Here is a 25091-nt window from a genome sequence, read left to right on the forward strand (position 1 = left end):
GGCAATCCCGCCGCCGGCCAGCAGATTGGAAAGGAAAGCGCATGTCCAAGCGTCATGCTTCTAAGCACAAGATCGACCGTCGCCTTGGCGAGAACATCTGGGGTCGTCCCAAGTCGTCGGTGAACCGCCGCTCGTACGGCCCGGGCCAGCACGGCCAGCGCCGCAAGAGCAAGGTTTCGGACTTCGGCATCCAGCTGCGCGCCAAGCAGAAGCTCAAGGGCTACTACGGCGACGTGACCGAAAAGCAGTTCAAGCGCACCTACCAGGAAGCGTCGAGCATGAAGGGCGACACCGGTCAGAACCTGATCGGCCTGCTCGAACAGCGCCTCGACATGGTCGTGTACCGCGCCAAGTTCGCGCCGACCATCTTCTCGGCCCGCCAGATCGTTTCGCACGGCCACATCTTCGTCAACGGCGTGAAGTGCAACATCGCTTCGCGTCGCGTTCGCCCCGGCGACGTGATCAGCCTCGGCAAGAAGGCCAAGGAAATGGCCCTGATCGCCGAAGCGCAGACCCTGCCCGAGCGTGACGTGCCCGACTACGTCGCGCAGGACGGCGACAAGGTGACCTTCGTGCGCGTTCCGACGCTCGACGAAGTGCCTTACCCGGTGAAGATGGAACCCAACCTGGTCGTCGAGTTCTACTCGCGCTGATCGGGCCTCGGCCACATCGGTTCACGAAAAAGGCGGGGCGCAAACCCCGCCTTTTTCTGTTTTGAAGCAAAGTTTTGCCGCACGATCATGCTGCGTTGAATCCGCCTCAGGATGCGCCAGATCAAGGGAACCGCCCTTCCCCTTGGCCATTGAAACGGCATGACCATGCACTATCGTTTCGTCACCCCGCATCGCACCGGCAAGTGGTATCCCGACATCCGCACCGCGCAGGAACAGGCCTATGCCATTGGTGCAGGCTTCCTCGATCCGCGATCGGGCGCGTTCTATCAGTATCCGGGCACGCGGATGGAAACGCAGGTTCTGGGCGAAATCGTCGGCGCGGTCGCAGCCTGAGCTAGCGCGCGTAATAATCCCGCCGGAAGTCTGCCGCGAAGGCCGCGAAGCGCTGTTCGGCGATGGCCGCGCGCATGGCGGCCATCAGTTGCTGGTAGAACCAGATGTTGTGTTCGGTCAGCAGCATCGCGCCGAGGATCTCGCCGGTCTTGTGCAGGTGGTGCAGGTAGGCGCGGCTGTATTTGGCGCAAGTGGGACAGGCACAGCGTTCGTCCACCGGGCCGGTATCCTCGGCATGGCGGGCGTTGCGCATGTTGAGCGGGCCGTTCCAAGTGAAGGCCTGCCCGTTGCGGCCCGAACGCGTCGGCAGCACGCAGTCGAACATGTCGACCCCGCGCTCGACCGCGCCGACGAGATCGTCGGGCTTGCCCACGCCCATCAGGTAGCGCGGACGATCGGCCGGAAGCTGTCCGGGCGCAAACTCGAGCGTCTCGAACATCGCCTGCTGGCCCTCGCCCACGGCCAGGCCGCCGATGGCATAGCCGTCGAACCCCACGTCGATCAGCGCATCGGCGCTGGCCTTGCGCAAGCCTTCGTCCAAAGCGCCCTGCTGGATGCCGAACAGCGCGGCGCGCGATGCATGGTCCTCGCCCGCATTGAACGCATCGCGGCTGCGGCGCGCCCATCGCATCGACATTTCCATCGAGCGCGCGATGACGTCGCGCGGCTGGTCGATCTTGGGGCATTCGTCGAAGCACATCACGATGTCCGAGCCGAGCAGGCGCTGGATTTCCATCGATCGTTCAGGGCTGAGCATGTGGCGCGACCCGTCGATGTGGCTGGCGAACGTCACGCCTTCCTCGGTGATCTTGCGCAAGTCCGACAGGCTCATCACCTGATAGCCACCGCTGTCGGTGAGGATCGGGCGATCCCAGCCCATGAACTTGTGCAAGCCCCCCAGCCGCGCGACGCGCTCCGCGCCGGGGCGCAGCATCAGGTGGTAGGTGTTGCCAAGGATGATGTCCGCGCCCGATGCGCGCACGTCCTCGACCTTCATCGCCTTGACCGTGGCGGCGGTGCCCACGGGCATGAAGGCAGGCGTAAGGATCTCTCCGCGCAACATTTCGATCTTGCCGGTGCGGGCCTTGCCGTCGGTGGCGGCGATGGTGAACTTGAAGCGGCTGGTCATGGCCGGGGCCATGCCCGCCAAGCCCGCGCTTGTCGAGACCATCGCCACCAAGGACGTTGCAGCCGCCACGCGCAGGCGGCATGGCAATTGCCGATGGCCGATCCTTTCACGCTTCCGCTCTGGCTCTACCCCGCGCTGACCGGCACCGCCGCGCTGACCGGCATGGTCGATGCCATTGCCGGGGGCGGCGGGCTGATCATGCTGCCCGCGCTGCTCTATGCCGGGTTGCCGCCGCACATGGTGCTGGGGACGAACAAGGTGCAGTCGATGTGCGGCACCGCGATGGCGACCTGGCGTTACTGGCGCGCAGGCCTGTTCTCGGCGCGCGCGGGCCTGCCGCTGGCGCTGGCGGCGCTGTTCGGTGCGGCAGGCGGCGCGCTGCTGGTACAGCGGATCGACGCGGCCGTGCTGCGGCTGGTGGTGCCGCTGCTGCTGATGGCGGTTGCACTATATACCGTGCTGTCGCCGCGCATGGGCGACGAGGACGCCCACCCCAAGCTCAGCGCGCGCGGATATGTGCCCGTTGCAGGCAGCATCGGCTTCTACGATGGCTTCTTCGGGCCGGGCGCGGGGCAGTTCTATTCGGTCTCGCTGGTGGGCCTGCGCGGGCTTGGCCTGACGCGCGCGACGGGGCTGACCAAGCTGCTCAACCTGTCGAGCAACTTCGCCAGCGGCGTGGTCTTCGCGATCGGCGGGCAGGTGCTGTGGCTGCTGGCGCTGTGCATGGCGCTGGGCGCGGTGGCGGGCGCGACCGTCGGCAGCCACTTCGCCACGCGCCACGGAGCGCGGCTGATCCGCCCCCTGCTGGTGACGGTCAGCCTCGCGCTCACGGGCAAGCTGGTATGGAGCTGGTTTACCGGCTGATCACCACACCAGCGGCAGCGCGGTGCAGGCCCCCACATTGCCGCCCTTCATCGTGACCGGCTGCGCCGGATCGAGCGTGACTTCGGGCATCGCGCCGAGCCATTCTTCCAGGAACACGATCACTTCCATCCGCGCGAGGCCCGCGCCGACGCAGCGATGCGCGCCCACGCCCATCGTGGTGTGGCGCACGGGCGTCAGGTTGCGGGCGAAATCCACCACCTCGGGCGCCTCGAAGCAGGCGGGATCGAGGTTGTGGAGCACGCTGGGCAGGTAGACGAGATCGCCCTTGCGCACCGTCACCCCGTCCACCTCCAGATCCACCACCGCGTTGCGGCTGACCGCGACCGTGGGATAGCGGCGCATCAGTTCGTCCGCTGCCGCCGGAATTAGCTCGGGCTGCTCGCGCAGCAGGCGCTGGTCCTCGGGGTGGCGGGCAAGATGCAGCGTGACCATGCCGATCATCGCAGCCACGGTGTCGAGCCCGCCGAACAGCAGGTTGCGGCACATCCGCTGTGCTTCGTCGAAGGTCCAGGCGCGGCCCATCACCGGTTCGGACAGGATGCGGCTGAACAGGTCGTCAGCGGGCTGGGCCATGCGCGCCTCGATGAACGGGCGCAGGTAATCGTCCGCCGCATCGCGCAACTGTTCGACCGTCATCGAGCCGTCGGGCCGGGTCAGCTGCACGCCCAGCTTGCGCAAGGCAGGGCGATCGGCCAGCGGCACGTCGATCAGCGTCAGGAAGATGTTGAGCGGCAGAATCTCGGCAAAATCGGCAACGAATTCGCACGATCCCTTGTCGCGCAGGCCCTCGATCAGTTCGCGCGCCACGTCGCGCACCTTGGGCTCGAGCGCCACCACGAAGCGCGAAGCGAGGCCCTTCATCACCGCCATGCGGAAGGGCCCGTGTTCGGGCGCGTCCTGCTGCAACGGGATGAAGCGCATCACTTCGCCAAGCCCCGGAGTGACCGCGAGGCATTCGCTCGAAAGCCGTTCGCCATCGGCCCACAGGCTGCGCACCAGTTCGCCGCTGGTAGCGATCCAGTGGCCGCCATTGGCCGTGGTCCAGACAAGGCCCGGCCCGCCCTGCAAGGTGCGCCATGCGGCGAAGTAGTCCGTCTCCACGCCGGGCGGATTGAACAGATCGAAATCGACAACGCGCTCGGTCGGGACATGCGCAGGGACGGCCGATGCCATCGCACTCTCCATTGCTTATGGTTCTTGGCCGCGACGTTATGAGCGCGCGCCGCAAACGGCACCTGCCATATGATGCAGGGCGAACCGCCTGCCGTGTTCTCGGTAGGGCGCCGCCATGGTCGATCCGCTAGAGGTTGCTGCACTGCAACTATCGGAGGGCAAACGACATGGCGTCCAACCAGTGGCTTTTTTCGGCCTATGATCCCCAGCGCGGCATCGAGCTGTGGACCACCAATGGAACCCCGGCCGGAACCACGCTGGTAAAGGACATCTGGACCCCCTCGGGCTACGGCTCCTCACCCAGCGGCTTCATCGACCTTGGCAACGGCAAGATGCTGTTTGCGGCGCAGGGCGACAACACCAACACCGGGCGCGAGCTTTGGATCACCAACGGCACGACCAACGGCACGGTGATGCTCAAGGATCTCTACGCCGGAGCCACGGGTTCCAACCCCGGCAACTTCATCCGCCTGGCGAATGGCAAGGTGCTGTTCAGCGCCGCTGACGCCACGTCCAACGGCAACCTGTGGGTCACCGACGGCACGGCGGCGGGCACGGTAAAGGTTGCCAATATCTTCGGGCCGTCCAACGGGACCGAGCTCAACCGCTTCACCGCATTCGGCAACAAGGTGGTCTTCACCGCGCTCGATTTCACCAACGGCGTCGGCAACGTCATGTGGATCACCAATGGCACGGGCGGCGGCACGGCCCGCCTCCATGCGTTCGGCAACAGCCAGACGCCCACCGCGCTGACCGACCTTGGCAACGGCAAGCTGGTGTTTGCCGGCACCGACGCCACCAACGGCACCGAACTGTGGGTGAGCGACGGCACCGAACGGGGCACCGTGCTGCTCAAGGACATCAATCCCGGCACGACGGGCGCCCTGTCGTTCCTGGGCGACAGGCAGATCTTCGCGCTCGGCAATGGCCGCGCGATCTTCCGCGCCAACGATGGCACGCATGGCAACGAGTTGTGGGCGACGGACGGAACCGCCTCAGGCACCGTGCTGCTGGCCGACATCGCCACGGGGACCAACGGCTCCAACCCGGCCAACATGTTCACCTTCGCCAAGGGCAAGGCGCTGTTCGCGGCCTCGAACGGCACGTCCTATGGCCAGCTATGGGTGACGAACGGCACCGTGGAGGGCACGAAGCTGGTCAAGGATTTCGAAGTGGGCGTGAACGGCGCGCCCGAAAACTTCTTCCTGCTGCCCAATGGCAAGGTGCTGTTCAGCGGGCAGACCACCAACCAGGGGCGCGAGCTGTGGATCACCGATGGCACGGCGGCGGGCACGAAGCTGGTCAAGGATATCGCCAGCGGCAGCGCCAGCTCCGCGCCCGGCAACTTCGCGCTGCTGGCAGGCAACCGCGTGGTGTTTTCCGCCGATGGCGAGCTGTGGACCAGCGACGGCACCGAAGCGGGAACGCGACTGGTGGTGGACCTGACGCCCGGCTTCAACAATTCGACTTATCCGGCGCAGTTCACCTCGCTGGGCAATGGCAAGGCAACGTTCGTGCGGCAGGTCGATGGCACCAACGGCGCAGAGCTGTGGGTGACCGATGGCACCGCGGCAGGCACGAAGCTGCTCAATGACATCAATCCCGGCGCCAGCGGCTCCAACCCCGGCGCGCTCGCGCTGTTGCAAAAGACATACACCATCACCGGCACGGATGCCAACGATACGCTGGCCGGGGCCACGCAGACGGATATCATCAAGGGCCTTGGCGGCGACGACCGGCTCGATGGCAAGGGCGGCGACGACCAGCTGTTCGGCGGCAGCGGCGCGGACACGCTGCTGGGCGGCAACGGCAACGATACCTTGCGCGGAAGCACGGGCGTCGACGTGCTGACCGGCGGCGCGGGCCGCGACGTGTTCGTGTTCGACAGCGCGCCCGAACGCGACACGATTACCGACTTTGTCAGCGGCACCGACAAGATCCGCCTGTCGCCCAAGGTCTTCGCCGGGATCGGCCACATCGGCACGCTGACCGCCGACGAGTTCTGGTCCGCAGCGGACGCGACCAGCGCGCACGATGCCAGCGACCGCGTGGTCTACGACACCAGCACCGGCGTGCTGTGGTACGATGCCGACGGCCAGGGCGGCGCGGGCGCGGTGGCCATCGCGCAACTCGGCGCGACGACCCACCCCACGCTCGCCTTCAGCGATATCCAGATCGTGGCGTGATCAGCCCCCCGCCGCCGGTGCCATGGGATTGAGCACCGGCGCTGCGGTGCGCGTCAGGCGGTTCGAATCCCGATGGTGGAACGGTTCGGCCTGCCCTTTCACCTGCATCACCGTGTCTTCTTCATAGGACCAGGTGCCGTCGTCGTGGACGGTCACGGTGATGGTGAAGCTGTCGGTGCGGAAGTTATCCTCAATATAGGGATTGGAGCAGATCCCGTAGTCGGTCTTGCCCCGTTCTGCCCGCAGGGTGAACGTCTTGGCATCAGGCGCGGCCTTGCCCACCGCCAGCACCGTCTGCCCGCGCGGGATGGTCAGCGAATGCATCACCGTCTGCGTCGCGGGCTCCCACAGCCAGTAGCCGACCTGATCGTGATAGGTGCCCTTCTCGCCCGGCAGCGACATCCACGTGTGATAGCGCAGGGCATAGAGCACCTGCGGCCCGTTGTTGCCCGGATCGACCGGCTGGAGCGAAATGCGCTCGAAGAACCCTCGCGTGCGCGCACCTTCGCGCTTGGGCGCGATGTCGGTGCCGCGCTGGCCTTCCCACGTTCCCGCCAGTGGCGCGAGCGGGCCGAGATTGGCCAGCGTCTCGCCGGTCAGCGCGGGTTCGGCGTAGATGTCGTCAGGATAGGCCATGGCAGTTTCCTTGTCCGTGTGTGTGCGGACATGGTTAGACCGGGCGCTCCCCCGGTTCCAGCCCATGCCCGCGCGACTATCGTTCAACCCAGCCCCAGCACATAGCGCCCGATGATGGCGTTGTGCATTTCGGTGCCGCCCTCGGCGATCAGCCTAGTGGTGATCCAGTGTCCTGTCGATCGCAGTAACCTGGCGCGCACAACCAAATATCGATGCCGAAATAATTATTCCAGAATCGATGTATCTCGCATACCTTTCCAACTCGTCGAGATCTTGGGGAAATTTCGTGGCAGAAACGATGGCGCGTGGACACGCAACCGTGACTGGCGGCGGCCTCATGTCGCCGCTGTTCGTGTACTTTTACGACACGCAAGGGAACCAGATCGGCACACCATTTGTCGTGGACCCCGAAGGCAGGACGGAAATCCACGGCGCAACGCTGCTGCAACTGGCGGACGGCAGCTATGCGCTGGGCTATACCCAGCTGCTCGGCGATTACACGGATGCCGGTAGCCTGACAGAGCTTGGCCCGATGTTCGGCAATTTCGCCGTCACCTTCGACGGCTCGGGCGCGGTCACAGGATCCTATGCCCTCACCTCCGTGCCCAGCTTCTACAGTTCGCCCAGCTTCATCGAACTGGGATCCGGCAACGTGATCGCGATGTGGCAGGACGAACATCGCCGATATTCGGGCGTCGTTCTGGGCGGGGGTAGCTTCGGCAGCGGCCCGCATCAGAACCTGCTGCTCTTCCAGGAACCGACCGGCGGGTTCGCGACGATCGTCTACGACGAACGCCATGTCTACCACGTGCAGCATTTCGACGGCGATGGCTACGCCGCCGGATCGGCCGCCGCCTTGCAGGGGCTGATCGACATTCGCGGCGTAACCTCACTGCCTGATGCAAGCTTCGTGATCGACGGCAAGTGGTTCGTCGTCGGCAACCCCAACTACTTTTTCGGCCTCCAGGCCTTCAACCCGCAATCAGACCCCATCGGCCCACGCTTTGATGCCACGGTATCCGTTTCCGAAAACACCGATGCGGTCGCAATTTCGGCGACGCAGGCGAACGTCGGCAGCGCACCGATCCACTTCGCGATCGTCGGCGGCGGCGATGCCGCGCTGTTCACCATCGATCCTGACACGGGTGACCTGCGCTTTCGCGCTGCGCCGAACTTCGAGAAGCCGCGCGACTACAACCATGACAATCTGTATCGCATCGTCATCGGCATCACCGACGGCGACCAGACCATTCGGCAGAAGATGGCGGTGCAGGTCATCGACCAGAACGAGGCGCCCGTCATCACGTCGCTGGGCGGGGCAGCGACGGCCACGATTACCGTCGCCGAAAACCGCGAAATCGTGCGCAAGATCGCCGCGACCGACCCCGACCACAACGCCCTGACCTATGCGATCACAGGCGGCGCCGATGCCGCGCAGTTCGTCATCGACGCCGATGGCACGCTCCGCTTCAAGGTCACCCCCGATTTCGAGAACCCGGCCGATGCCGGCGGCGATCGCGTGTACAACCTGGTGGTCCGCGTTTCGGACGGGACGCTCTCGGACACGCTTTCGCTGGCCATCCGCATCTCCGATGTCGCGCGCGAGCTGCTCATCGGGACGGACGCGAACGACACGCTGATCGGCAAGGGCGGGATCTACACCGTCAGCGGACTGGGCGGCAACGACTGGCTGGATGGCGGCAACGGGCCCGACCTGATGTTTGGCGGATCGGGGAACGACACCTATGTCGTCGATGACATTGGCGATCGCGTTTTCGAGACCGTGACCGCGTCCATCCGCGACACCGCCGACCTTGGCGGCGTCGATCGCGTCCGCAGCAGCATCAGCTACAGGCTGGGCAGTTTCATCGAGCACCTGACGTTGACGGGCGATGCCCGGATCAACGGCACCGGCAACGCCATCGCCAACGAGATCGTCGGCAACACGGCCAGCAACGTGCTCAAGGGCCTGGCCGGGAACGATCGCCTGATCGGCAACGAAGGCAATGACACATTGATCGGCGGCGCCGGCAACGACGTGCTCGTCGGCGGAGCGGGCGAGGACAAGTTCCGGCTCGATCATGCACTCTCGTCCACCGCCAACGTCGATACGATTGCCGATTTCAGCCATGGCGAAGCCGACCGCATCCTGTTGAGCAAAAGCGTTTTCCGGGCCTTGGGCGACATCGGCATTCTGGCCCCGGAGGCATTCCATACCGCTGCTGGGGCGACCACCGCGCACGATGCCGACGATCGGATCATCTACGACAATACCGGCGGCGGCCTCTATTACGATCCGGACGGCAGCGGTGTCATCGCTGCAACGAAAATTGCCGTACTGGGAACCACAGAGCACCCGACCCTCGGTTTCTACGACTTCGAGATCGTTATCTGACCGACCCGTCGAGGGTCCTCACCCCTCGGGCAGCAGCAGCGACGAATCTCCGTAGCTGTAGAAGCGATAGCCTTGCGCGATGGCGTGGGCATAGGCCGCCTGCATCCGCTCTCGGCCCATCAGCGCGGACACGAGCATGAACAGTGTCGACTTGGGCAGGTGGAAGTTGGTCATCAGCCCGTCGATCGCGCGGAAGGTGTAGCCCGGCGTGATAAAGATCGACGTGTCGCCCTCGAAGGGGCGGATCACCTTGTCGGCGCCGGTCGCGCTCTCAAGCAGGCGCAGGCTGGTGGTGCCAACCGCGATCACGCGATTGCCCGCCGCCCGCGCGGCGTTGAGGCGATCGGCGGTGGCGGCGTCGATCGTGCCCCATTCCGCGTGCATAGCGTGGTCGTCGGTATCCTCGGCCTTGACCGGCAGGAACGTGCCGGCGCCGACGTGGAGCGTCAGCGTCTCGGTCTTGATACCCGCTTCCGCCAGCGCCGCCATCAGGCCGGGCGTGAAGTGCAGCGCAGCGGTCGGCGCGGCGACCGCGCCGTCCTTTTGCGCGAACATCGTCTGGTAGTCGGACCGATCCTGCTCATCGGTGGGCCGCTTGCCAGCGATATAGGGCGGCAAGGGCATCCGTCCGGCGCGTTCGAGCAGCACTTCGACCGGCTCGTCGCCCGGAAAGAACAGCGTCCAACTGCCGTCGGCGTGACGCGCCTCTGCCTGCGCGGTCACGCCTGCACCAAAGGCAATCACGTCGCCTTCGCGCAGCCGCTTGGCGTTGCGGACGAAGGCCTGCCAGCGACGCAGGTCCACGCGCTTGTGCAGCGTCGCGCCGATCCGCGCCTCGCCGCGCTGGCCTTCGAGCTGGGCGGGAATGACGCGCGTGTCGTTGAACACCAGCACGTCGCCTGCCCGCAGCAGCGACGGCAGGTCGCGCACCACGTGGTCGGTGAAAGGCCCCTCAGGCCCCACGCCCAGCAATCGCGCGGAATCGCGGGGGCGCGCGGGCCGCAGGGCAATGGCTTCGGGCGGAAGGTCGAAATCGAACAGGTCAACGCGCATGGGGACAGGCCCCTAGCGCGATTGCCCGTTCAGTTCGACCCCGTTAGTTCGACTTCGAATTGCGCAGCATGTCCGCGGTGATCGCGGGCGCGGCAGCCGGCGCGACGGGCAATGCCTGCGGCTTGTTCTCCGAGGCGAGCGAGGCCTGGAGGATCTTGGTGGGGTTGGCAGGCGGCTCGCCGCGCTGGATCGCATCGACCACGTCCATCCCCGCGATCACGCGACCGAAGCCGGAATACTTGTGATCCAGCCCCATGCGCGGATAAAACACGATGAAGAACTGGCTGTTGGCCGAATTGGGATCGTCGGTGCGCGCCATCGACACGGTGCCGCGCACGTGCGGCGCGTCGTTGAACTCGGCGGTCAGGTCGGGCAGCTTCGAACCGCCCTGCCCGGTGCCCGTGGGATCGCCGGTCTGGGCCATGAACCCATCGATCACGCGGTGGAAGATGATGCCGTTGTAGAAGCCCTGCTTGACCAGCTCCTTGATCCGCTCGACGTGATGCGGCGCCCATTGCGGCATCAATCGGATGGCGACGCGCCCGCCGTTCGACAGGTCGAGATAGAGCACGTTGTCGGGATCGTGGCTCTGGTCCGGATCGACCGCATACGGGAACGACTGCGAGGACTGCACGCGCTCGACTTCGAGCGGGCGGATCTCCGGCTTTTCCTTCTGGGCCATGGCCGGAACCGCCACGAGCGCGGACAGGGCGACGGCAAGAACCAGCGAGCCGGTGGAGCGGAACTTCATGCGAATGTCATCCTCGATGCGGCCGGAACCCCGTGGCCGGAAACCGCGCGAACAGCCGATAGGACCGATGCGCTGACGCTTCAATGAACGAATGGCGTGGAGCCAGACGGGCGATGGGCTCAATAGTCGCCCAGCCGCCCCACCATTTCGACCCGGGCGACCACGTCTTCGCGCACCGATGGCGTCACGAAATGGGTAATGTCCCCACCGAACAGCGCGATTTCCTTGACCAGCTTGGACGCGATCGGCTGGAGCGAAACGTCGGCCATCAGGAACACCGTCTCAATCTCGTCGTCGAGCTGCTGGTTCATGCCCGCCATCTGGTATTCGTACTCGAAGTCCGCCACGGCGCGCAGGCCACGCACGATCACGCTGGCCCCTTGCGCGCGCGCGAACTTCATCAGCAGCGCATTGAAGCCGACGACCTCGACATTGTCGACGCCCTGTTCGGCCAGTTCGCGCGTCACCATCTCCATGCGTTCTTCGGGCGAGAACATCGGGTTCTTCGACGGATTGGTGGTGACCCCGATGATCAGCTTGTCGACCAGCTTGGCCCCGCGACGGATGATGTCGAGGTGCCCAAGAGTGATCGGGTCGAACGTGCCGGGATAGATCCCGATCCTCTCTCCCATTCAACGATCCCTTTCGATGATGAACCGCGCGATCTCGCGCAGCAGGTCGGCCTCCTGGCCGAATTGCGACAAGTGGCCGATCGCCTGATCGACCAGCATCCGCGCCTGTTCGCGCGCGCGCTCGGGTCCGAGCAGCGAGAGGAAGGTTTCCTTGCCCGCCCCCGCGTCCTTGCGCAAAGCCTTGCCGGCCGCTTCCTCGTCGCCTTCGGCATCGAGCAGGTCGTCGGCGATCTGGAAGGCAAGCCCGATATCGCGCGCATAACCGCGCAAGGGCGTGCGGCCTTCGGGGGGCAGGCGGCCGAGAATCGCGCCCATCTCCACCGCCGCGCCCAGCAGCGCGCCGGTCTTCAACTGCTGGAGCCGGGTGACGGTCTGCAGGTCGAACCCGCCCTTCTCCGCCTCGATATCCATCATCTGGCCACCGGCCATGCCGTTCATGCCGCTGGCCGTGGCCAGCGTGCGCACCAGTTCGATGCGCACGAAAGGATCGCCGCTCATGTCCGGATCGGCCAGCACTTCGAACGCGAAGGCGTGGAGCGCATCGCCCGCCAGCACTGCGGTCGCCTCGTCGTACTTGACGTGAAGGGTCGGCTTGCCGTGGCGCAGGGCGTCATCGTCCATGCACGGCAGGTCGTCGTGGATCAGCGAATAGACGTGGATCGCCTCGATCGCGGTCCCGGCCCGGATGGCCGAGGTCCGGTCGGCCCCGAACAGCCCCGCCGTTGCCGCCAGCAGCAGCGGGCGCATGCGCTTGCCCCCGCCGATCGCGGCATAACGCATCGCCTCGATCAAGCGGTCGCGCTGGTCGCCTGCGAGCGGCAGCAGCGCATCGAAGCTCGCGTCGATTTCGCGCGCGATCTGCACCAGCGCGGGCTTGAGCAGCCCGGCGGTCTGCGTCTCAGCGCTCATGCCGCGGTTTCGTCGAAGGGGCACGTGCCCGTGGCCTTGCCGTCGCGGTCGGCGACGATCGCCTCGATCCGCGCCTGCGCGGCATCGAGCCGCGCCTGGCAATGCGCACGCAAGCGATCGCCGCGGGCATAGAGTTCGATCGATTCGTCGAGCGGCGCTTCGCCGCTTTCGAGCCGGCGCACGACGTCTTCGAGCGCCCTCAGCGCCTCTTCGAACGAAAGCGCGGCGATATCAGGCTGGGTTCCCATCGCCCGCAGCATTGACCCGGCGACGGCGGCGGGTCAAGCATGGTGGGACATGAAAAGGCTGCGACAATGCGGCCACGAGGGGATCCGGGGATGTTCATCGGCCACTGGAGCGCCGCGTTTGCGGCAGGCGCACACCCCAAGGCCCCGCGCCTCGGCACGCTGGCGATTGCCGCCCAACTGGTGGACATCGCCTTCTTCGCCCTTGCCATGATCGGCGTGGAGCATTTCCGTTTCGTGCCGGGCGCCACCGCCAGCAACTGGCTGATGCTCGATTTTGCGCCCTATACGCACAGCCTGCTGGGCGGAGCCGTCTTCGCGCTGGCTTTCGCCCTGCCGGTCTGGCTGGCCACGCGCAGCCGCCCGGCAGCATTGATCGCGGGCGCGGTGGTGCTGTCGCACTGGCTGCTCGACCTTGTCGTCCACCGACCCGACCTGACCATCGCGGGCGTGCCGCCGATGCTGGGCCTGGGCCTGTGGAACGCGCCTTTGATCGAAAAGCCGCTGGAACTGGGGCTCACCTTCGGCGCGCTGGCCTTCTACGTCCGCAAGCGCCGCCCGCGGGCGCTGCCGGTCGCGGTGCTGTGCATCGTGCTGCTGCTGGTGCAGGCGATCGACTGGTTCGGCCCGCGCTCGACCGACGCCGGCCCTTCCGCCTCGCTGACCGCGATCTTTGCCTATCTTCTCGTCGCCGCGCTCTGCCAGTGGGCGGGCCGCAGCGCGCTTTCCGGAGAACGCCCGTGACCGACAGCACCTCCCCCGTATCGACTCGCCGCCATGGCCGCGTCCTCGAAATCACCCTGACCAATCCGCCGCGCGGGTACATGAACGCACGGATGGCGAACGATCTGCTCGACACCGTGCGCGCGGCGCAAATCGACGATTCGGTCGGTGCAATCCTCGTCACCGGCGGCATCGCAGGCGTGTTCATCCGCCACTACGACGTTGGCGAGATCGCCAATGTGTCCGCCGCGCTTGCCGACGGACGGATCGGTCCGGAAAACTTCGACAAGGGCTCGGCCGTTCTCGATCTCATCAAGACCATGCTCGATTCGCCGATCCCGACCGTCGCCGCGATCAACGGCATGTGCATGGGCGGGGGCTGCGAATTTGCGCTGAGTTTCGACATGCGCGTGGCGCAGGAAGGCGACTATCGGATCGGCCTGCCGGAAACGCGGCTCGGCATCATTCCCGGCGTGGGCGGGCAATACCTGCTGGCGCGGCTGATCGGTCCGGCCCGCGCGACGGCGGCGGTGATGCGCGGCGCCGTGTTCTCACCCGACGAGGCATACCGGCTCGGCGTGGTCGATGAACTGGTGGCCGACGCCCGCGCGCGAGGGCTCGAACTGGCGCAGCAATACGCTGCACGTCCGCGCATCGGCATCGATGCGACGCGCCGACTTGCGCGGATGATCGAGGCAGGCGGCGATGGGAATGCGCTTCTCGATCAGACCGCGCGCGAATTTGCCGGCACCCTGATCGACAGCCCCGAAACCGACCACCTGATCGCGCGCTTCCTCAACGAGGGCGAAGACATACTCGCGGACTAGCCCTTTTGGTCGGGCGGCGCTAAGGGGCGAGCCATGTCTCAGATCACTGCCGAAATCGTCGCCGCCCACGGGCTGTCCGAGGAAGAATACGCCCGCGTGCTGCACGCGCTGGGGCGCGAGCCGAACATGGTCGAACTCGGCATCTTCTCGGTGATGTGGTCGGAGCACTGTTCCTACAAGTCGAGCCGCATCCACCTCAAGAAGCTGCCGACCGAAGCGCCGTGGGTGATCTGCGGCCCTGGCGAGAACGCGGGCGTGATCGACATCGGCGATGGTCAGGCCGCCATCTTCAAGATGGAGAGCCATAACCACCCCAGCTACATCGAGCCCTATCAGGGCGCGGCGACCGGCGTCGGCGGCATCCTGCGCGATGTGTTCACCATGGGCGCGCGCCCGGTCGCCAACATGAACGCGCTGCGCTTCGGCCGTCCCGACCACCCCAAGATGAAGCATCTGGTGCAGGGCGTGGTCGCGGGCATCGGCGGCTACGGCAACTGCGTCGGCGTGCCGACTGTCGGTGGCGAGACCAACTTCCACCCCGCCTATGACGGTAACATCCTCGTCAACGCGATGACCGTGGGCGTGGCCGATGCCGACAAGATCTTCTATTCGGCGGCCACGGGCCTCGGCAATCCGATCGTCTATGTCGGCTCCAAGACCGGCCGCGACGGCATCCATGGCGCGACCATGGCCAGCGCCGATTTCGGCGAGGATTCGGAAGCCAAGCGCCCGACTGTTCAGGTGGGCGACCCCTTCACCGAAAAGCTGCTGATCGAGGCCTGCCTCGAACTGATGGCGACCGACGCCATCGTCGCGATCCAGGACATGGGCGCGGCGGGCCTTACTTCCTCGTCGGTGGAAATGGCCACCAACGGCAAGGCCGGCATCGTGCTCAACATGGACAAGGTGCCCTGCCGCGAAGAGGGCATGACCCCTTACGAAATGATGCTGTCGGAAAGCCAGGAGCGCATGCTCATGGTGCTCAAGCCCGGCAAGGAAGCCATGGCCGAAGCCATCTTCAAGAAGTGGGAGCTGGACTTTGCCGTGATCGGCGAAGTGACCGACACCGGCCACATGGTCCTGACGTTCCAGGGCGAAACCGTGTGCGACATCCCGCTTGGCCCCCTCGCCGAAGACGCGCCGCTGTACGACCGCCCGCACCTCTCGCTGGACGAATACAAGGCCTGGGCGAACGTCGCGCCGCTGGGGAATGTCCCCGCCAGCACCGACCTTGGCGCAGACCTCGTCAAGCTGATCGGCTCGCCCGATCTCGCCAACCGCCGCTGGATCTTCGAACAGTACGACAGCCAGGTCGGCGCGGACACGCTGCAGAAGTCGGGCGGCGATGCCGCCGTGGTGCGCATCCACGGCACCGACAAGGCGCTGGCGATCAGCACCGACTGCACGCCGCGCTACTGCTTCGCCGACCCCTACGAAGGCGGCAAGCAGGCGGTGGCCGAAACCTTCCGCAACATCTGCGCGGTCGGCGCGACGCCGCTTGCCATCACCAACTGCCTCAACTTCGCCAACCCGCAGCGGCCCGAGATCATGGCCCAGATCGTCGAGGCGCTGAACGGCATGGGCGATGCCTGCCGCGCGCTGGACTACCCGATCGTGTCGGGCAACGTCTCGCTCTACAACGAATCGAAGGCGACCGGCGGCGGCTCGGCCATCCTGCCCACGCCTGCCATCGGCGGCGTCGGCCTGATGCTCGATCACGAGAAGATGGCGACGGTGGCGTTCAAGGCCGAAGGCGAAGCGATCTTCGTGATCGGCCAGAGCAACGGCCACCTCGGCCAGTCGCTGTGGCTGCGCGAAATCCATGGCCGTGAAGACGGTGAAGCGCCCAAGGTCGACCTCGCCGCCGAACGCCGCCATGGCGAGTTCATCCGCGAGCTGATTGCCGACGGCAAGGTGACCGCGGTTCACGACGTCTCGGACGGCGGCCTGCTCGTCGCGCTCGCGGAAATGGCGCTTGCCAGCAACATCGGTTGCCAGCTCGAAGAAATCGGCGACCACTTCACCGCCTTCGGCGAAGACCAGGGCCGATACATCGTCACGAGCACGGTGGCTGACCAGATCCAGGCTGCGGGCATTCCGATGACCCGTATCGGCACCACCGGCGGCACTTCGGTCAAGGGTCCGGGCTTCGACGTGGCCATCGACACCCTGCGCGAAGCCAACGAGGCCTTCTTCCGCGACTGGATGGAAGCCTGATCGTCTCTGCACGCTGACACTTGCCCGGAACAGCCGCACCGACCAGACGTTCGGTGCGGCATGTCCCTGCGCAACGTCCTCCTGATCGCGTCCGCCCTTTCCATTGCGGGCGGCTGCACGGCAAAGCGCCCCGCCGCCGCCGCGCCGCCAGTCGCGCAGGTGGCCGACACCGAGCGTTTCCTAGCCGAGAACCCGTTCCCCACGCCCGAAGGCGATCTTGTCTATGTCCGACGCTACGCCAGCTACACCGCGGAGCAGGAACGCCTCGCGCTACTGGCGCAGTTCGCCTACCGCCTCGAACGCACGCGGTTCGCCGGATACCAGATGGTCTGGCAGGACCAGCGAGGCCCTGCTGTGAACGTCCGCCCGCCGTTCGACAAGGCAGCGCTGCTGGCCAACGCCAGCCCCGAAATCCGCTCCAGCATCGCCGTCCACCCGGTCCGTTTCGACAAGGCGGAACTCGAAGAAGCGCGCACACGGCTGACTGGGTTGCTCGCCGGCCTGCCAGGCCAGATGGTGATGGACTACGCGCCTTCCACCGATCGCTTCCGTATCACGCTCGACGATCCACGCGCTTACGAACTGGTAGAACAACGGCTGCCGCCAGACCTTGCCGGCATGATCGACGTAAGCGTGGTGAAAGGGCCTTTGCTGGTTTTCTGACCAGTCGTGCTCAGGCCGCCTGCTTGGCGTTCTTGCCCAGCAGGTCGTAGGGATCGACGCCCATCGCCCGCCAGGTATCGTGCGCGGCATGGTAGTGCACCGGGCGCGTGATGTTCAGCTTCCGCCGCGCTTCCTCCAGCGACAGCGGCAACAGGTCGAGGATCGACTGCTCGCACAGTCGTGGGCAGGCCTTGCCCAGCTTCTGACCCTCGCGCACCGCCTTCAGCACCGGCGCATCGCTCTTGACCTGCTTCTTCATGTTCAGCCCGGCCATGTAGCCGATGAACAGGTGAGCCGGGCTCGGCTGCTGGCTGTAGGTGAAAGCAAGCACGCAAGCCTCACCAAGCGCATCGCGGCCATAGCCGGTGAGGACGTGGAGCAGATCGTGCACATCACGCATGCGGTTGAGGTACCAGATGAACTGGTCCTCGAACTTGGGCTTGTCCTTGGCGAACTTGTCAAACTCGTCGACCAGCCCCTGCGCCGTCAGCCCCTCGCGCTCCATGAAATCGCAATAAGCATGCGCCACCGAGCCTTCGGGCATCGTGCGCAGGTGCGCGTGATCGTCGAGAATGCCCGGCAGCCAGTATTCCCGCGCGCGAATCTGCTGGCCGCGCTCGCTTTTGAGGAACGCCAGCGCCGTCGGCTTGAGATTCCGCCAAGGCAGCGATTCGAAGATATGGAACACCTCCTCGGTGTTTTCCTTGTTCTTCAACAGCTCGCGGAAATGGTGCCACGCCTTCATCGGACGCAGCTTCATCTCCGGCCGACGCTCGTCATAGAGCGGCAGGTCAGGCTGGATCGTGCCGGACATGGCGTTCACGCGGATTCTCCCGATGCTTTATCGGGACCATATTTACAGACCTGTAAATACGCCGTCAACGGCACACGCGGTCAATCCAGCACCCAGTCCTCGCGGCGGATGCCCAGCAGGTCGAGGATCGCGGTCAAGTCGCCCCGGTCGATCCAGCCATCGGCCGCCGCGCGCGCCTTGGGCTTGGCGCGATAGGCGAGGCCAAAGCTCGCCGCCTCGATCATCGGGATGTCGTTGGCGCCATCGCCCGTGGCAAGGCTGACGGTGCCCTCGCCCAGCCGCGCGGTCTCCTCCAGCAGCACCTTCTTCTTGACCGAGCTGTCGACGATCCCGCCGACGAGGCCGCCGGTCAGCACGCCCTCATGCAAGCCCAGCCGGTTGCCGACCACGCGTTCGAAGCCCAGCATCTCGGCGACCGGATCGGCGAAGGAGTGGAAGCCGCCCGTCACCAGCACCGTATGGCATCCGCGCGCTTTCAGCGTCGAAACCAGCGTGCGCGCGCCGGGCATCGGGCGGATGCGTTCATCGAGACACTGGCGGATCGCGTCTTCGGGCAAGTCCTTGAGCAGCCCCACGCGCTCGCGCAGCGCGGATTCGAAATCGAGTTCGCCCTGCATCGCGCGTTCGGTGATCGCGGCGATGCGTTCTTTCAGCCCGGCGAAATCGGCCAGTTCGTCGATGCATTCCTGCCCGATCATCGTCGAATCCATGTCCGACACGAACAGGCTGGGCACCTCGATCGGCCCGGCGGACAGCAGCAGGTCGCTGTCGGGGAAGCACTGGTCGAGAATGCGCCGCACTTCGGCCGGATCGCCTTCGACCAGTTCCAGTTCGACCACGTTGTCGCAGAAATCGAGCATCCCCGCGCCCGCCACGTCCCAGCCGCGCGCCTCGATCATCTCCATGGCGAGCGCAAGATTGTCACCAAGCGTGTCCGGGTCTGCTATCAGCCGCGCGATGAGCACCAAAAGTTCCTTCGAAAATGATGTGTGCCCCGCCGAGGCGGCGAAGCCGAGGCTGGCGCTCATCGCAGGGCCGACGGCGAGCGGCAAGAGCGATCTCGCGGTGGCGCTCGCGCTGGCCGAACGCGCTGATGGGCGCGAGGCGGTGGTGATCAATGCCGACAGCGCGCAAGTCTATGCCGATCTCCAGGTGTTGAGCGCCCGCCCCTCCACCGACGAGATGCAGGGTGTGCCGCATCGCCTGTTCGGCGCATGGGACGGTGCGCAGGCCTGTTCCGCCGCCGACTGGGCCGCCGCCGCCCGTGCAGAGATTGCCGCCGCGCAGGAACGAGGCGCCCTGCCGATCCTCGTCGGCGGCACCGGCCTTTATATCCGCACGCTGCTCGATGGCATCGCGCCCGTCCCCGCCATCGACGCCACGGTGCGGGCGGAGGTGCGCGCCCTGCCCGTCGCAGAAGCCTACGCCGCGCTGGAACGCGAAGATCCCGAACGCGCCGCCGCGCTCAATTCCAACGACACCACGCGCGTCGCGCGCGCACTGGAAGTCGTGCGCAGCACGGGCCAGCCCCTCGCCCACTGGCAGGCCCGGCGCGAAGGGGGCATCGCCGACGCCGTCGCCCTGTCCCCGCTGATCCTCCTGCCCGAGCGCGGCTGGCTCTACGCCCGCTGCGACCTGCGCTTCGAATGGATGTGGCAACGCGGCGCCGTCGAAGAAGTCGAGGCCCTGCTCGCGCGCGATCTCGACCCGAACCTGCCGGTGATGCGCGCGATCGGCGTGCCCGAAATCGCGGCGTTCCTGCGCGACGAGATGCCCCGCGCAGATGCGATTCGCGCAGGCCAGCAGGCCACCCGGCGCTACGCCAAGCGGCAGTTCACCTGGGGCAAGCACCAGAATCCGGGGCATTGGCCCCGCCTTGAGTACGATAATTCCATTGACACCACTTACGCCGTAAGTTTATTGCGCTCAAAGCCGATTGACAGATAGTTTTGTATCACGTAGCAAGCCGTCAAATGCCCGGCGTTTCGTTGGGCGTCCCGGGGTGGGAGAGACGGCCCGGCGCAGGCAATGCGCCGGGCCGAAATATTTTCACCCCCGGCGACCTGCAATGCGTGTCGCTATCGTCAACAGGTGTTTCGTTCGGATCGTCCCGGCGCTATGGGGCGGCCCTCGCAAGCAAGGAAATTGTCTCGTGAAAACCGAGCGCAGCGGCGCCGAAATCCTCGTCGAAAGCCTGGTCGCCAAGGGCGTCGAATTCGTGTTCGGCTATCCCGGCGGCGCGGTGCTGCCGATCTATGACGCACTGTTCGGCGATGAACGCATCCGCCACATCCTCGTCCGCCACGAAGCCGGCGCGGCCCACGCCGCCGAAGGCTATGCGCGTGCCACCGGCAAGCCGGGCGTCGTGCTCGTCACCTCGGGTCCGGGCGCGACCAATGCCGTCACCGGCATTGCCGATGCGTTCATGGATTCGATCCCGATGGTGGTCATCACCGGGCAGGTCCCCACCGCGCTGATCGGCTCGGACGCGTTCCAGGAAGCCGACACCATCGGCATCACGCGTCACTGCACCAAGCACAACTATCTGGTGAAGGATCCCTCGCAGCTCGCCGGGATCATCGACGAGGCATTCCGCATCGCCACCGAAGGCCGCCCCGGCCCGGTCGTGATCGACATCCCCAAGGACGTCCAGATCGCGCAGGCCACGTGGAACGCGGTCGCCCCGCAGCAGCGCAACCGCTACGCCCCGCAGACGCAGGCCCCGCGCGACGACGTGGCCGAGGCCGTGCGCATGATCGCAGCCGCCAAGGCGCCGATCCTCTACACCGGCGGCGGCGTGATCAATTCCGGCCCCGAAGCGACCCGCCTGCTGCGCGAGCTGCAGAAGCTGACCGGCGCGCCCGTCACCTCGACGCTGATGGGCCTCGGCGCCTTCCCGGCGGAAGATCCGGCGTGGCTCGGCATGCTGGGCATGCACGGCACCTACGAATCGAACATGGCGATGAACCGCGCGGACCTGATCGTCTGCGTCGGCGCGCGCTTCGACGATCGCGTCACCGGCCGCCTCGATGCCTTCTCGCCGCACAGCAAGAAGATCCACATCGACATCGACCGCGCCTCGATCAACAAGACCGTGCCGGTCGACCTGCCACTGATCGGCGATTGCGCGCAGGTGCTGTCGCAGATCATCGAAGGCTGGCTCGAAACGGGCTGCACCAAGGTCGACCAGACCGAATGGTACGCCCGCATCGACGGCTGGCGCGCGCGCAACAGCCTTGCCTACCCGCGCCGCAATCCCGGCGAGATCATGCCCCAGTACGCGGTTCAGCGGCTCCACGCCCTCACCCTCGAACATGATCCGATCATCGCCACCGAAGTCGGCCAGCACCAGATGTGGGCGGCGCAGTACTTCCCGTTCCAGAAGCCCAACAAGTGGCTGACCTCGGGCGGCCTCGGCACGATGGGCTATGGCCTGCCTGCCGCATTGGGTGCGCAGCTGGGCAACCCCGGAACGCTGGTGATCGACGTTGCGGGCGACGCCTCGATCCAGATGAACATCCAGGAGCTGGGCACCGCCACGCAGTATCGCCTGCCGGTCAAGGTGTTCATCCTCAACAACGAATGGATGGGCATGGTGCGCCAGTGGCAGGAGCTCACCTATGAAAGCCGCTATTCGAACTCCTACTCGGACAGCCTGCCGGATTTCGTGAAGCTCGCCGAAGCCTATGGCTGGAAGGGCATCCGCATCGAGAACGAAAGCCAGCTCGACGCCGGCATCCAGGCGATGATCGATCACGACGGCCCGGTGATCGTCGATTGCCTCGTCGCCAAGGAAGCCAACTGCTTCCCGATGATTCCGAGCGGCGCGGCCCACACCGACATGATCCTCTACGGGGATGAGGTCGCAGGAACGATGGACGACGAAGCCAAGGCGCTTGTCTGAGGACCGAACGACATGATGCACATCAAGCAAGAGGCGCAGGAGCGCCACGTCCTCACCATCACCGTCGATAACGAGGCGGGCATCCTCGCCAAGATCGCGGGGCTGTTCACCGCGCGCGGCTACAACATCGACAGCCTGACCGTGGCCGACATCACCGATGGCCACGATGTCAGCCGCATCACCATCGTCACCCACGGCCCGCCGCCGGTGATCGACCAGATCCGCGCGCAGCTCGAACGGCTCGTACCCGTGCACAAGGTGACCGACCTCACCGAGATCGGCCCCTTCGTCGAGCGCGAGCTGGCGCTGGTGAAGGTTTCGGGCAAGGGCGAGAACCGCGTCGAGGCGCTGCGCCTTGCCGACGTGTTCCGCGCCAAGGTGGTCGACACCACGACGTCGAGCTTCGTGTTCGAACTGACCGGCGCGCCGGACAAGATCGACAGCTTCGTCGGCCTGATGAAGGAACTCGGCCTCGTCGAAGTGGGTCGCACCGGCATCGTCGGCATGATCCGCGGAGCGAGCGCCGCGTAGGCATTTTCACATCCACCACCCGTCATCCCCGCGATTTCGCGGGGGTCCATCTCCAGCGGGTGCGACTGGACCAACTGACCGGGGATGGGTTCCCGCCCGCGCGGGAATGACGAACACGAGGGAAATCCAATGAAGGTCTATTACGACGCCGACTGTGATCTGAACCTGATCACCGACAAGAAGATCGCCGTGCTCGGCTACGGCTCGCAGGGCCACGCCCACGCGCAGAACCTGCGCGACAGCGGCGTCAAGGAAGTCGCCATCGCGCTGCGCGAAGGTTCGGCCACTGCGAAGAAGGCCGAAGGCGCCGGCTTCAAGGTGCTGTCGAACGTCGAAGCGGCCAAGTGGGCCGACATCATCATGATCCTCGCGCCCGACGAGCATCAGGCGGCAATCTACGCGGCGGACCTGCATGAGAACCTGAAGCCCGGTGCGGCGCTCGCCTTTGCCCATGGCCTCAACATCCACTTCGGCCTGATCGAGGCGCGCGCCGACATCGACGTGATCATGATCGCGCCCAAGGGCCCCGGCCACACCGTGCGCAGCGAATACCAGCGCGGCGGCGGCGTGCCCTGCCTGATCGCCGTCCACCAGGACGCCACCGGCAACGCCCACGACATCTGCCTTGCCTACGCCTCGGGCGTCGGCGGCGGCCGTTCGGGAATCATCGAGACCAACTTCCGCGAAGAATGCGAAACCGACCTGTTCGGTGAGCAGGCCGTGCTCTGCGGCGGCACCACCGCGCTCGTCCAGGCGGGCTTCGAAACGCTGGTCGAAGCCGGTTACGCGCCGGAAATGGCCTACTTCGAATGCCTCCACGAACTGAAGCTGATCGTCGACCTGATGTATGAAGGCGGCATCGCCAACATGCGCTACTCGATCTCGAACACCGCCGAATACGGCGACATCAAGACCGGTCCGCGCATCATCACCGAAGAGACCAAGAAGGAAATGAAGCGCGTGCTCGCCGACATCCAGTCGGGCCGCTTCGTCAAGGACTTCGTGCTCGACAATCGCGCTGGCCAGCCGGAACTTAAGGCCTCGCGTATCGCCGCCAAGCGCCACCAGATCGAGGAAACCGGCGCCAAGCTGCGCGCCATGATGCCCTGGATCGGCGCCAACGCGCTGGTCGACAAGAGCAAGAACTGATCTGCAGCACGCGGGGAGAGGGTTCCCTCTCCCCGCAATTGATCCACGAACGGCCGCGTCCGCTCGACCAGGGTAATGGAACCTTAGGGCTTTTCCCGATATCTCCATTTTGGAGATAATAAGGGATCGCAAAGCACCCATGGTCCGTAACCGTGCCCTGTCGAGCAACGCGGCCTTTCTGTGCCTGCTGATCACGGGCTGCGCCTCTGATTCCGGGCCGGGCGACGATGCGTCGGAACCCGCCCTGCTGCCTACCTCGCAGGCCAGCGCCTCCGACAAAGATACTTGCGGCGCGACGCAGCTTGGCAGCCTGATCAAGCGTCACGACAGTCCCGCCCTGCGCGCTGCGGTCGGCCGCTTTGTCGGTGCTGTGCCTGCCCGCTGGATTGCGCCGGGCACTGCCGTCACATCGGACTACATCGCCGAACGGCTCAACCTCATCCTCGACGAGGACGGCCGCATCGCCACGCTGCGCTGCGGCTGAACCCTGCGACTGGCGATTGACGCGCGCGCCGGATGCGCGTTTCATCGTGCCGACGCATTCCTGCGGCACTTTCGCCCGATCCCAGGGGAGACCAATCCATGTCACGCCGTACCACGCTCAAGATCGCCCTGCCGCTTGCGCTCATCGCGCTGGGCGCCGCGCCGATGCTGGCGCAAATGCCCACCGAAGCACCGGGCAAGATGGACAAGGCGCGCGTCGTCGCGGGCACCTATGCCGCCGATCCCAACCATTCGCTGGTCGCCTGGCGCGTCAACCACATGGGCTTCAACGATTACTTCGGCCTGTTCGGCGAAGTGAGCGGCACGCTGACGCTCGATCCGGCCAAGCCCGCCGAAGCCAAGGTCACCGCAACGATCCCCGTGTCGAAGATCGTCACCGTCAACCCCGCGCTGACCGGCCACCTTCTGCGCGCGCCCGCCACCGAAGGCGGCAAGCCCGACTTCTTCGGCCCCGCCCCGGCAGACGCAACGTATGTCTCGACCATGGTCATGCCGCACAAGGACGGCACCAGCGCCACGATCATGGGCAATCTCACGCTTAACGGCGTGACCAGGCCCGTCGACATCGAAGCGCAGTTCGTGGGCGCGGGCACCGATATGATGAGCAAGGCCCCCGCGGTCGGCTTCCATGGCAAGGCCACGATCAAGCGCAGCGAATTCGGCCTTGGCGGCTACGTGCCGCTGGTGGGCGATGCCGTGCCGCTCGAAATCACCATCGCCTTCGTCAAGAAGGGCTGAAGCGGCGGGCGGGCGGAGTT

At 65.9% G+C, this 25091-nt stretch carries 25 protein-coding genes; 15 read left to right on the forward strand and 10 right to left on the reverse strand.

The genetic code is table 11. From position 1 onward, the window contains the following. The first annotated feature begins 41 nt into the window (after positions 1–41). Both rpsD and K3A84_RS03840 read left to right on the forward strand, forming a co-directional pair. Positions 42–653, forward strand: a complete 612-nt coding sequence (rpsD, locus tag K3A84_RS03835; protein WP_225007972.1) for a 30S ribosomal protein S4 — start codon at positions 42–44, stop codon at positions 651–653. A gap of 159 nt (positions 654–812) precedes the next feature. Beyond that, positions 813–1007 carry a hypothetical protein gene (locus tag K3A84_RS03840; protein ID WP_225007973.1) on the forward strand — a complete coding sequence of 65 codons (195 nt, stop codon included), beginning with the start codon at positions 813–815 and terminating at the stop codon, positions 1005–1007. A gap of 1 nt (position 1008) precedes the next feature. On the opposite strand, the gene tgt is transcribed toward K3A84_RS03840, so the two are convergent. Next, positions 1009–2136, reverse strand: a complete 1128-nt coding sequence (gene tgt, locus K3A84_RS03845) for a tRNA guanosine(34) transglycosylase Tgt (protein WP_225007974.1) — start codon at positions 2134–2136, stop codon at positions 1009–1011. Positions 2137–2229: 93 nt separating this feature from the next. Here tgt and K3A84_RS03850 point away from each other — a divergent pair, with 93 nt between their 5' ends. Further along, positions 2230–3000 carry a TSUP family transporter gene (locus K3A84_RS03850; RefSeq protein WP_225007975.1) on the forward strand — a complete coding sequence of 257 codons (771 nt, stop codon included), beginning with the start codon at positions 2230–2232 and terminating at the stop codon, positions 2998–3000. On the opposite strand, the gene K3A84_RS03855 is transcribed toward K3A84_RS03850, so the two are convergent. Beyond that, positions 3001–4194, reverse strand: coding sequence for a cytochrome P450 (locus K3A84_RS03855; protein WP_225007976.1), 1194 nt, complete (start codon positions 4192–4194; stop codon positions 3001–3003). A gap of 167 nt (positions 4195–4361) precedes the next feature. Between K3A84_RS03855 and K3A84_RS03860 the strand changes: the two genes are divergently transcribed. Then, positions 4362–6380 (forward strand): ELWxxDGT repeat protein, encoded by a 2019-nt coding sequence (locus K3A84_RS03860; RefSeq protein ID WP_225007977.1) that lies wholly within the window; start codon positions 4362–4364, stop codon positions 6378–6380. Here the strand turns inward: K3A84_RS03860 and K3A84_RS03865 are convergent, their stop codons facing one another. Then, positions 6381–7016, reverse strand: coding sequence for an FABP family protein (locus tag K3A84_RS03865; protein WP_225007978.1), 636 nt, complete (start codon positions 7014–7016; stop codon positions 6381–6383). 337 nt (positions 7017–7353) lie between these two features. Between K3A84_RS03865 and K3A84_RS03870 the strand changes: the two genes are divergently transcribed. After that, a complete protein-coding gene (locus K3A84_RS03870) occupies positions 7354–9411 on the forward strand; it encodes an Ig-like domain-containing protein (protein ID WP_225007979.1) in 2058 nt (685 codons plus the stop codon). A gap of 18 nt (positions 9412–9429) precedes the next feature. Here K3A84_RS03870 and queA read toward each other — a convergent pair whose 3' ends face one another. The 5 genes from queA to K3A84_RS03895 form a co-directional block, all read right to left on the reverse strand. After that, entirely contained in the window at positions 9430–10464 is a 1035-nt protein-coding gene (queA, locus tag K3A84_RS03875) for a tRNA preQ1(34) S-adenosylmethionine ribosyltransferase-isomerase QueA (RefSeq protein WP_225007980.1), read from the reverse strand. 43 nt (positions 10465–10507) lie between these two features. Further along, positions 10508–11215: a peptidylprolyl isomerase gene (locus K3A84_RS03880; RefSeq protein WP_225007981.1), complete on the reverse strand. Its 708-nt coding sequence runs from the start codon at positions 11213–11215 to the stop codon at positions 10508–10510. Between the two features lie 119 nt (positions 11216–11334). Further along, entirely contained in the window at positions 11335–11847 is a 513-nt protein-coding gene (coaD, locus tag K3A84_RS03885; protein WP_225007982.1) for a pantetheine-phosphate adenylyltransferase, read from the reverse strand. Further along, on the reverse strand, positions 11848–12756 hold the full coding sequence (locus K3A84_RS03890; protein WP_225007983.1) for a polyprenyl synthetase family protein: 909 nt from the start codon (positions 12754–12756) through the stop codon (positions 11848–11850). Continuing rightward, complete coding sequence (locus tag K3A84_RS03895) at positions 12753–13004, reverse strand: exodeoxyribonuclease VII small subunit (protein ID WP_225007984.1); 252 nt, start codon at positions 13002–13004, stop codon at positions 12753–12755. The genes K3A84_RS03890 and K3A84_RS03895 overlap by 4 nt, the downstream gene beginning before the upstream one ends. A gap of 66 nt (positions 13005–13070) precedes the next feature. On the opposite strand from K3A84_RS03895, the gene K3A84_RS03900 reads away from it, so the two are divergent. The 4 genes from K3A84_RS03900 to K3A84_RS03915 are packed head-to-tail and all read left to right on the forward strand — an operon-like array spanning position 13071 to position 17431. Further along, positions 13071–13745, forward strand: coding sequence for a hypothetical protein (locus K3A84_RS03900; protein WP_225007985.1), 675 nt, complete (start codon positions 13071–13073; stop codon positions 13743–13745). Continuing rightward, positions 13742–14551 carry an enoyl-CoA hydratase/isomerase family protein gene (locus tag K3A84_RS03905; RefSeq protein ID WP_225007986.1) on the forward strand — a complete coding sequence of 270 codons (810 nt, stop codon included), beginning with the start codon at positions 13742–13744 and terminating at the stop codon, positions 14549–14551. Before K3A84_RS03900 ends, K3A84_RS03905 begins: the two co-directional genes overlap by 4 nt. Before the next feature lie 33 nt (positions 14552–14584). Beyond that, positions 14585–16768, forward strand: coding sequence for a phosphoribosylformylglycinamidine synthase subunit PurL (gene purL / locus K3A84_RS03910; RefSeq protein WP_225007987.1), 2184 nt, complete (start codon positions 14585–14587; stop codon positions 16766–16768). A 60-nt stretch (positions 16769–16828) separates the two neighbouring features. Next, positions 16829–17431, forward strand: coding sequence for a hypothetical protein (locus tag K3A84_RS03915; protein ID WP_225007988.1), 603 nt, complete (start codon positions 16829–16831; stop codon positions 17429–17431). Between the two features lie 10 nt (positions 17432–17441). Here K3A84_RS03915 and K3A84_RS03920 read toward each other — a convergent pair whose 3' ends face one another. Next, entirely contained in the window at positions 17442–18245 is an 804-nt protein-coding gene (locus tag K3A84_RS03920; protein WP_225008136.1) for a ubiquinone biosynthesis protein COQ4, read from the reverse strand. Between the two features lie 80 nt (positions 18246–18325). Further along, entirely contained in the window at positions 18326–19210 is an 885-nt protein-coding gene (gene serB, locus K3A84_RS03925; RefSeq protein ID WP_225007989.1) for a phosphoserine phosphatase SerB, read from the reverse strand. On the opposite strand from serB, the gene miaA reads away from it, so the two are divergent. From miaA to K3A84_RS03955, 6 genes are all read left to right on the forward strand, one after another. Beyond that, the gene (gene miaA, locus K3A84_RS03930) at positions 19203–20192 is read left to right on the forward strand and encodes a tRNA (adenosine(37)-N6)-dimethylallyltransferase MiaA (protein WP_225007990.1); all 990 of its coding nucleotides are present in this window, start codon (positions 19203–19205) and stop codon (positions 20190–20192) included. The genes serB and miaA overlap by 8 nt on opposite strands. Before the next feature lie 205 nt (positions 20193–20397). Then, positions 20398–22149, forward strand: a complete 1752-nt coding sequence (ilvB, locus tag K3A84_RS03935; RefSeq protein WP_225007991.1) for a biosynthetic-type acetolactate synthase large subunit — start codon at positions 20398–20400, stop codon at positions 22147–22149. A 15-nt stretch (positions 22150–22164) separates the two neighbouring features. Then, positions 22165–22680 (forward strand): acetolactate synthase small subunit, encoded by a 516-nt coding sequence (gene ilvN, locus K3A84_RS03940; protein WP_225008137.1) that lies wholly within the window; start codon positions 22165–22167, stop codon positions 22678–22680. A 129-nt stretch (positions 22681–22809) separates the two neighbouring features. After that, positions 22810–23829: a ketol-acid reductoisomerase gene (gene ilvC / locus K3A84_RS03945; RefSeq protein ID WP_225007992.1), complete on the forward strand. Its 1020-nt coding sequence runs from the start codon at positions 22810–22812 to the stop codon at positions 23827–23829. Between the two features lie 139 nt (positions 23830–23968). Next, on the forward strand, positions 23969–24313 hold the full coding sequence (locus K3A84_RS03950) for an I78 family peptidase inhibitor (RefSeq protein ID WP_225007993.1): 345 nt from the start codon (positions 23969–23971) through the stop codon (positions 24311–24313). Between the two features lie 98 nt (positions 24314–24411). Then, positions 24412–25071: a YceI family protein gene (locus K3A84_RS03955; RefSeq protein ID WP_225007994.1), complete on the forward strand. Its 660-nt coding sequence runs from the start codon at positions 24412–24414 to the stop codon at positions 25069–25071. Positions 25072–25091: the final 20 nt, after the last annotated feature.

Source organism: Novosphingobium percolationis (assembly GCF_020179425.1).
Classification (GTDB): domain Bacteria; phylum Pseudomonadota; class Alphaproteobacteria; order Sphingomonadales; family Sphingomonadaceae; genus Novosphingobium; species Novosphingobium percolationis.